We start from the raw sequence: 1,496 nt of genomic DNA on the forward strand, positions 1-1,496 counted from the left end.
AGCGGTCCCAGGATCCTTGCCAGCCAATCTCGACGGTGACGGCCCCCTCGGCGGCCAGCTCGGTGAGAACGGCCAGGTCCGCGCCGGTGTCGCCCTCGATGACGAAAGAGGTCAGCGATTTGGCCGGGCCGACGGTCGCATACGGCGGAAAGACCGCCGGCTCCCCGGATGTCCAGCCGACGCTCTGCACGCTGCCTCCGGGAGCGAGCAGGTTCCACGCCGCCACCAGTTGGGGGCCGCCGACGCTATCGATGACCACGTCGACCGGTCGCTGGAGTCCTTCCAGTCCGATCAGCACCTCGCCGGCACCGGCCTCGGCCAGCCCCTCCCTGCGGGTGGCCGAGCCCACGGACGCGATCACATGCGCACCGGCCCGCGCCGCCAGCTGGACGGCGAACCGGCCAACTCCGCCGGAGGCGCCGGTGATCAGCACCCTCTTGCCCGGTCCGAGCCCGGCGGCCCGCAGCGAGCGCAGTGCAGCCACTCCGGCGACCGGCAGGGCGACCGCCTGCGCCGGTTCCAGGTTTTTCGGTATCTCGGCAAGCGCACCCACGTCGATCGCGACGCGCTCAGCGAACGCCCCCGAGGTCAGGGCCACCACCTGGGTCCCCACCGCCGGGCCGGTTCCGTCGGCTGCGGCTTGAACCACCACTCCGGCAGCGTCCGAACCAAGCACTGCACCCACGGGCACGCGACCGGAGCGGGCGTCGTTGAGGTCGCCATAGTTCAACGAGGTGTGAGAGACGTCCACCAGGACCTGGCCTGGGCCGGGCACGGGATCGGGAACCTCGGCGAGGCGGACAGCGGCGGGCGCGGACGGATCGACAACGAGAGCACGCACGGATATGTCTTCTTCCTTTGGTTCACGACGTGTTACAGCAGTCATCGTCGGTAACCTTGCTCGTCAGCGGAAGGAGGCACATTTATGTCACGCAGTCACACACATGTTGCCGAGGCGCTGAGGGACGAAGCCTGCCCGGTCACCGAGGTACTCGACCGCGTGGCGGGCAAGTGGAGCATCGGGATCCTGATCGCCGCCGCCCACGGCCCGGTCCGCTTCACCGAACTGGAACGCGCCATCAACGGCATCAGCCGACGGATGCTCACCCTCAACCTGCGCAGGCTGGAGCGGGACGGACTACTCGTTCGCACCGTGTATCCGACCGTGCCGCCCAAGGTGGAGTACAGCCTCACACCCATGGCCTGGGAGCTCCACACCTCACTGACCGGGCTGGTGGGCTGGGCCGAGCGGCATCGGACCGCGGTCGCCGAGGCCCGTGCCGCCTACGACACCGCGGCGGCGCAGGGACCCGACACCGACTGAACGGGCCAGGACCAGCTCTCGGGCTTCTGCAATTCAGCGACAGCCAGCGGGGAACGAAGGACCCACCATCGGCGTCACAAGACCTGCATGATCGCCCGGACAGGCCCCACGCACACGTAACGCCCTGGGGGCGCGCACCCTCTGGATGCGCGCCCCCAGGGCGTTGTGGGCT

General features: G+C 69.5%; 2 protein-coding genes. One reads left to right on the forward strand and one right to left on the reverse strand.

Annotated features, from left to right (window positions below; genetic code table 11):
* Positions 1-841: zinc-binding dehydrogenase (locus ABT085_RS46315; protein ID WP_351623241.1), on the reverse strand; the 841-nt coding region annotated here is incomplete at its 3' end.
* Between the two features lie 84 nt (positions 842-925).
* Here ABT085_RS46315 and ABT085_RS46320 point away from each other — a divergent pair.
* Complete coding sequence (locus ABT085_RS46320; RefSeq protein WP_351623246.1) at positions 926-1,324, forward strand: winged helix-turn-helix transcriptional regulator; 399 nt, start codon at positions 926-928, stop codon at positions 1,322-1,324.
* Positions 1,325-1,496 lie beyond the last annotated feature (172 nt).

The organism is Streptomyces sp. NPDC002265, assembly GCF_040296125.1.
Classification (GTDB): Bacteria; Actinomycetota; Actinomycetes; order Streptomycetales; family Streptomycetaceae; genus Streptomyces.

Bases quoted from the DNA above. Each gene is read 5' to 3' on its own strand.
- ABT085_RS46320 (WP_351623246.1), top strand. From the start codon at position 926: ATGTCACGCAGTCACACACATGTTGCCGAGGCGCTGAGGGACGAAGCC.